The organism is Streptomyces synnematoformans (assembly GCF_039531005.1).
In the GTDB taxonomy this organism is placed as follows: Bacteria; Actinomycetota; Actinomycetes; order Streptomycetales; family Streptomycetaceae; genus Streptomyces; species Streptomyces synnematoformans.
The window spans coordinates 1-7338 of record NZ_BAAAPF010000343.1 but is presented as its reverse complement, the minus strand read 5'-3'; the positions used below and the strand labels follow the sequence as shown (position 1 = coordinate 7338).

General features: G+C 72.4%; 3 protein-coding genes. All 3 read right to left on the bottom strand.

The annotated features are described in order from the left end of the window. Positions 1–217: 217 nt before the first annotated feature. The 3 genes from ABD317_RS31305 to ABD317_RS31295 all read right to left on the bottom strand — a co-directional run bounded on the left by ABD317_RS31305 (position 218) and on the right by ABD317_RS31295 (position 6939). Positions 218–5209, bottom strand: a complete 4992-nt coding sequence (locus tag ABD317_RS31305; protein WP_344294336.1) for an NAD-glutamate dehydrogenase — start codon at positions 5207–5209, stop codon at positions 218–220. A 508-nt stretch (positions 5210–5717) separates the two neighbouring features. Then, positions 5718–6371: an HAD family hydrolase gene (locus ABD317_RS31300; RefSeq protein ID WP_344294334.1), complete on the bottom strand. Its 654-nt coding sequence runs from the start codon at positions 6369–6371 to the stop codon at positions 5718–5720. 46 nt (positions 6372–6417) lie between these two features. Beyond that, the gene (locus ABD317_RS31295; protein ID WP_344294332.1) at positions 6418–6939 is read right to left on the bottom strand and encodes a DUF6912 family protein; all 522 of its coding nucleotides are present in this window, start codon (positions 6937–6939) and stop codon (positions 6418–6420) included. Positions 6940–7338 lie beyond the last annotated feature (399 nt).

The following is a 7338-nucleotide window of genomic DNA, read 5'->3' as shown; positions in this document are numbered from 1 at the left end:
GGCGGTACGCGGCGACGACGGACGCCGTAGCGGGGCCGACGCGCGGCGGCGGCTGGTCCGTGGCTGTCTGCCCCATGCGGGACAAACTACGTCATTCGCCCGCCGCGGCCTTCGAGCAACACCAGCGTCACCGCAGGCCCCGCCGCGCCCCGGCGCCGCGCCCCACCGCGCCCCACCGCGCCCCGCCTCGCCGTATGACCCGTATCGCCGTCCTCCCCTACCGGTTCGTCCGCAGCAGCGTGCGCATCGTCCGCATCGCCACCGACAGGTTCGCCAGGTCGAACGACTCCGAACTCTGGATCTCCTCCAGCGTGGTGCGCGCCCGGCCCAGGATCGCCGCGTTCTTGCCCTCCCACGTCTTGAAGCGCAGCTCCGGCGTCACGGTGTCGTCGCCCGCGTCCGGCTCCGCCGACAGCACGTCCGCGGTGAGCAGGGCGTGCGCCGCGTACAGGTCCTCGCGGATGGCCGCGCGGGCCATGGACTGCCACCGGTCGGCGCGCGGCAGTTCCACGATGCGGCCCATCAGCTTGCTGATGTGCAGCCGGTCGCCCAGGTCGTAGTACACCTCCGCGACGTCCAGCGGCCCGTGTCCGGTGCGGTCGGCGACGGCGACGATGTCCATCGTCGGGAACGCCGCCGAGAACGTGGCGACCCGCTGCGCCAGCTCGGCCGGGACGCCGCTGTCGGTCAGCTCGTTCTGGTTCCGCTCGTACCACTCCAGGTCCGCGCCGCGCAGCAGCTTCGGCAGCGCCGCCCAGACGCGCGCGACCCGCTCGCTGAAGAAGTCGATGGTCTCGCCCAGCTGCAGCGGCTGCGGACGGTTGTTGAGCAGCCAGCGGGTGGCGCGCTCGACCAGCCGGCGCGAGTGCAGCCGGATGCGGGTCTGGACGTCGGCGGCGATGACGTTGTCGAGGGTCTCGACCTCGTCCCAGAAGTCGCCGAGGTGGAAGATCGCGCGGGCCGCGGTGTGCGCCCGGACGATCTCCTCGGTCGACGCGCCGGTCTCCTCCTTCAGCCGGTGCACGAACGACGTGCCGCCGGTGTTGACGGTGTCGTTGACGAGCACCGTGGTGACGATCTCGCGGCGCAGCGCGTGCGTGCGGATCTGGTCGGGGAAGCGCTCGCGCAGCGGCCGCGGGAAGTACGCGAAGAGCAGCCGCTCCAGGTACGGGTCGTCGGGCAGCCCGGTGGCGACCAGTTCCTCCGCCGTGGTGATCTTCGTGTAGCCCAGCAGCACCGCCAGCTCGGGCTGGGTGAGGCCGAGGCCCGCGCCGAGGCGTTCGCGCATCTGCTTCTCGGTGGGCAGGAACTCCAGATCCCGGTCGAGCGCGCCCTCCTTGCTCAGCTTGCGCATGTACCGGTGGTGGGCCTGGAGCAGGCTGGGGGCCTGCGTGACGGCGTTGGCCAGGGCGGTGTTCTGCGCGTAGTTGTTGCGGAGGACCAGCGCGGCGACCTCGTCGGTCATCTCCTCCAGCAGCCGGTTGCGCTGCTTGACGGTCATGTCGCCGTCGTCGATGAGCCGGTTGAGCAGGATCTTGATGTTCACTTCGTGGTCGGACGTGTCCACACCCGCGCTGTTGTCGATCGCGTCGGTGTTGATCCTGCCGCCCTGCCCCCCGGGGCCCCCGAGGCGCGCGAACTCGATCCGCCCCAGCTGCGTCGCCCCGAGGTTGCCGCCCTCGCCGACGACCCGCGCCCGCACGTCGACGCCGTCGACCCGGATCGCGTCGTTGGCCCGGTCGCCGGCGTCGGCCTGCGCCTCCGCCGAGGACTTCACGTACGTACCGATGCCGCCGTTCCACAGCAGGTCGACCGGCGCCTGGAGGATCGCCTTCATCAGCTCGGCGGGGGTCATCTTCGCGGCGCCGTCGGCGATGCCGAGCGCCCGGCGCATCTTCGCGTTCACCGGGATCGCCTTGGCCTTGCGGGAGAACACCCCGCCGCCGTCGGAGAGCTTGGCGGTGTCGTAGTCCTCCCAGGAGGAGCGCGGCAGCTCGAACAGCCGGCGGCGCTCGGCGTAGGAGACGGCCGGGTCCGGGTCGGGGTCGACGATGATGTGCCGGTGGTCGAAGGCGGCGACCAGCCGGGTGTGCTCGCTGAGCAGCATGCCGTTGCCGAAGACGTCGCCGGACATGTCGCCGATGCCGACGGCGGTGAAGTCCTCCGTCTGGCAGTCCACGCCCAGCTCGCGGAAGTGCCGCTTGACCGACTCCCAGGCGCCGCGGGCGGTGATGCCCATGCCCTTGTGGTCGTAACCGGCGGAGCCGCCGGAGGCGAAGGCGTCGCCGAGCCAGAAGCCGTACGAGACGGCGACCTCGTTGGCGATGTCGGAGAAGGTCGCGGTGCCCTTGTCGGCGGCGACGACGAGGTACGTGTCGTCCTCGTCGTGCCGTACGACGTTCTCGGGGTGCACGACCTCGCCGCCGACGAGGTTGTCGGTGATGTCGAGCATGCCGTAGATGAACGTCTTGTAGCAGGCGATGCCCTCGGCCAGCCAGGCGTCGCGGTCCGCCGACGGGTCCGGCAGCCGCTTGCCGACGAAGCCGCCCTTGGCGCCGACCGGGACGATGACGGTGTTCTTCACCTCCTGCGCCTTGACCAGGCCCAGGATCTCGGTGCGGAAGTCCTCGCGCCGGTCGGACCAGCGCAGCCCGCCGCGCGCGACCTTGCCGAAGCGCAGGTGGACGCCCTCGACGCGCGGCGAGTACACCCAGATCTCGTATGCCGGGCGCGGCTCGGGCAGTCCGGGGATGGCCTGCGGGTCGAGCTTCAGCGACAGGTACGAGTGCCAGCGGCCGTGCTTGTCGTTCTGGAAGTAGTTCGTGCGCAGCGTGGCCCGGATGACGGTGAGGAACGAGCGCAGGATGCGGTCCTCGTCGAGGGAGGCCACCTGGTCCAGCGCGCCGTTGACCTCCTCCAGGATGCCGTCGGTCAGCTCCCGCCCGGCGTGCTGCCGCTCCGGCGCCATGCGCGCCTCGAAGAGGCTCACCAGCAGCCGGGTGGTGTGCACGTTGGTGCGGAGGGTGTCCTCCATGTACGCCTGGCTGAACTTCGAGCCGGCCTGGCGCAGGTAGCGGGCGTACGCGCGCAGCACCATCGCCTGCCGCCACGTCAGCCCGGCGACGGGCACGAGGGCGTTGAGCCCGTCGTCCTCCGCCTCGCCGTTCCACACCGCGGCGAACGTCTCCTGGAAGCGCTCGCGCGCGTCCTCGCCGACCTCCAGGCCGCCGCCGTTCTGCGACGGCGGGAACTGCAGCCCGAAGTCCGACACCCAGGCGTCGGAGCCGTCGGCGCAGCGCAGCACGTACGGCCGCTCCTCGGCGACCTCGACGCCGAGGTTGTGCAGCACGGGCAGCACCCGGGTGAGCGAGAACGGCGCGCCCGCCCCGTACACCTTCAGCCGGCGCTCGTTGGGCGCGGCGCCCACCGGCTCGTACAGGCTGAGCGCGAACGTCTCGGTGCCGCCCCGGGAGCTGAGCTTCTCGAAGTGCTGCAGGTCGGAGACGGCGGTGCGGGGGGCGAAGTTCTCCTTGTAGCCCTCGGGGAAGGCGCCGGCGTAGCGGTGGGTCAGCTCGGCGGCGCGCTCCTCGCCGAACTCGGCGACGAGCGCCTCGTTGAAGCCGTCGTTCCAGGAGCGGGAGGCGTCGGCGAGGCGGGTCTCGATGCGGTGGACGTCGGACTCGGTCAGCTCGCGCAGCTCGGTGCCGGGCTGGACGCGGACGACGAAGTGCAGCCGGGACAGGACGGACTCGGTGTTCCAGGCGGTGAAGTCGACGGAGGTGCCGCCCAGCTCCTCCTTGAGGATGTCGATGAGGCGCAGCCGCACGGTGGTGGTGTAGCGGTCGCGCGGCAGGTAGACGAGGGCGGAGTAGTAGCGCCCGTACTCCTCCTGCCGCAGGAACAGCCGCAGCCTGCGGCGTTCCTGCAGATACAGCACGCTGGTGACGATGGACTTCAGTTCCCCGACGGGGATCTGGAAGAGTTCGTCGCGCGGATACGTCTCCAGGATCTGCAGCAGATCGCGGCCGTCGTGGCTGTGGGGCGTGAAGCCCGCGCGGCTGAGGACCTCGGCGACCTTGCGGCGGACGACGGGCACGCGGCGTACGGACTCGGTGTACGCGGCGGAGGAGAACAGGCCGAGGAAGCGCCGCTCGCCGACGACGTTGCCGTCGGCGTCGAACTTCTTCACGCCGACGTAGTCGAGGTAGGCCGGGCGGTGCACGGTGGCGCGGCTGTTGGCCTTGGTGAGCACCAGCATGCGGTGCTCGCGGGCCTTGGCGCGGACGTCGGCCGGCAGCCGGTGGAAGGACTCGGAGGCGGGCTGCGGCTTGCCGTCGTCCTCGGCGTGCGCGGCGTGGGCGGGGTCGGCCCGCAGGATGCCGAGGCCGGTGCCGGGGACGGCGGTCAGCTCCTCGCCGTCGCTGTTGACCGTCAGGTCGTACTCGCGGTAGCCCAGGAAGGTGAAGTGGTCCGCGGCGAGCCAGCGCAGCAGCTCCCGGGCCTCCTCGACCTCCTGCGTGGGCATGTCGTCCGGCAGCGGCTCCTCGTCGAGGTCGTCGGCGATCCGCAGCGCGGAGTCGCGCATCTTCTGCCAGTCCTCGACGGCCTCGCGGGCGTCGGACAGCACCCGCAGCAGGTCGGCGGTGATCTGCTTGAGGTCGCTGCGGTCGGACTCGCGGTCGATCTCGACGTGGATCCACGACTCGATGACGGCGTCGTGCGGCAGGTCCTCCAGACCGCGGGCGTACGGCGGCGCGGCGTTCGGGTCGCGGCCGGCGTCCAGCACCTCCAGCAGGCGGCCGGTGACGTCCCGGCGGACGACGATCTGCGGGTGGATCACCAGATGGATGCCGCGTCCCTGACGGGACAGCTCGTTGGTGACGGAGTCCACCAGGAACGGCATGTCGTCCGTTACCACCTCCACGACGCTGTGGCTGGACGTCCAGCCGTTCTCCTCGACCGTGGGGGTGTGCACGCGCACGTTGGCGGTGCCCTGCGGGCGGTTCTGGGCCAGGCGGAAGTGGGAGAGCGCCGCGCCGAAGAGGTCGACCGGGTCGCGGCCGAGCAGGTCCTCGGGCGCGGTGTGCAGGTAGTAGCGCTGGAGGTACGCGTCGAGGGTGTCGGGGGCCAATCCCCCCTCACCCGTCCCGTCCACCCGCACGGCGCGCGCGAGCAGCTCGTTCTTGGCTTCATCCAGCTTGGTCTGCATGGTCCTCAGGCTCCTGTCGCGCGCCGTTGCGTGACGGTTCTGGTGGGCCGGGAGGTCTCCCCGGCCCTGCTGACGGCGGGCACGGCGCCGCGGCCCGGATGACTCCGGGCCTCGCGCGGCGGCGTGCCGGAACGGGGAAAGGCGCCGGTCCGCTTCCGGCCATCATCCGGCGGCGGTACCGGTTTCGCCGATCAGCCGTCCCCCGGGTGGTGCCCCCGGCGCCGGCCGACGCCGGGAGGAACGCGGTGGGGGCCCCTCGGGCCCCACCCCCGTCGCCCCGGTGGGATATCGGGCTGATCACGCCCACTAACCTATCTCCTTGGCACCGGGCGGCGTCCACGTCCGAATGTGTACAAACACAGCGCCGGTTCTTTGCCGATCTGCACAGCTTCTCCAGCCTGCAGATGCGGCCTTCACCTGGACTAAAGGCTTCCGTATGGCCCGGAGCAAGGCGGTGTTCACCGGTGGCGAACGTCACCCCCGGGGCGTACGTCCGGTCCGGCCGCGGCTAGGCCGCCAGCTCGTCCGCGGCCGCGACCGCCTCCGCCAGGCTGTCCACCACCGGGACGCCCGCGGCCTCCAGGCTGGCCCGGCTGTGTGAACCGCCGGTGTAGAGCACGGCGCGTACGCCCGCGTGCCGCGCGGCCGTGGCGTCGTCCACCGCGTCCCCGATGACGACCGTGCGGGACGGGTCTATGCCCTGCAGCGCGCCGAGGTGGCGCACCATGTGCGTCGTCTTGCCGCCGTCGGACGGGCCGGTGCGGCCGTCGATCCGGACGAAGTGGTCTGCGATGCCGTGCGAGCGCACGATCGGCAGCAGTTGCTCATGCGGCGCGAGCGAGCACAGCGACTGCGTCTGCCCCGCGGACCGCCGCTGCGCCAGCAGCTCCGCCGCGCCGTCGGCGAGGGCGGCCTCCTCGGCCCGCACCCAGTAGTGCCGGTGGAACGCCTCGTCCATGACCTCCCACTCCTCGGGCGTCGGCAGCCGGCCCATCAGCCGCTCGTAGAACCGCGGCACCGGGACGCAGTACAGCTCGCGGTAGCGCTCCAGGGTGATCGGGGGCAGGCCCAGCTCGGTGAACGAGGCGTTCGTCGCCTCGATCACCGCGTGGATGTCGTGGAAGAGGGTGCCGTTCCAGTCCCAGACGAGATGTGTACGCACCCCAGAACGGTAACCGGCCGGTGTGACAACCGGGCCGGAAGGCCGCTCAGCCGACGAGGTTCCCGATCTCCTGTACGCCGTACCAGAGCAGTTCGTGGTCCTCCGCGCCGTCGACCGTGAACCGCGCGTCCTCGTCGAGGGCACCGCCGGCGTCCGCGGCGCCGAGTGCGGCCACGGCCGCCGCGACGTCGGCCGCCGCGTCGTCCGCGTCCACGTGCACCGCCGCCGCCAGCCTCAGCGGAACCGCCGCGCCGACGCGCACCTCGCCGACCGCGGCGGGGTCGAGCCCGCGGTCCGGGTCGGCCGCCGCGGCGCCGTCCGGCAGCTCCGGGACGTACACGACCCGGCGCGGCGGGGCGCCGGGGGCCGGGGTGAGCGCCAGCAGCCGCAGCGACGCCTGGGCGGCCCGGGTCAGCGCCGCGTACTCCAGCTCCTCCAGGTTGTCGGAGACGTACCACTCGCGCAGCGCCGGCGTCACGGCGTAGGCCAGCAGCGGCGCCGGGCCCAGCTCGCCGGCCTCGTGCGCCCGTGCCAGGCCGGGCAGGGTCAGGGGGACGTACACGCGCATGGGCGAACTATACGGCCGCGGTCCCCCGTCCGAGTGGGTTGCCCGCGCGCGAGCGCGACGGCGTCGTGTGCGACGGCCGCCGCAGGCGGGGCGGGGGTTCCGGCCGGGGGCCGGACCGCGGGAGTCACCCGGATAGGTGAATCTCGCGGTGCCGCTCGGGAGAGGGCGGCGGGCGTTGCGGGCCGCCGGAGGCACCGGTAGACCTGCGGGCACCGCGAACCACACGCATCACGGGGGTGACAGCGTGACGACCACAGACGCCCGGCCGGAGCACCGACCAGAGCACCGGACACCGCACGGGCCGCCGCAGGAGACACCGGACGAGCCGATCCCGGACGCCGTCCGCGAGCCGGCGCACAGCCCCGCGCGGGGGCCCGCGCACAGCCCCGCGGGGCGGAC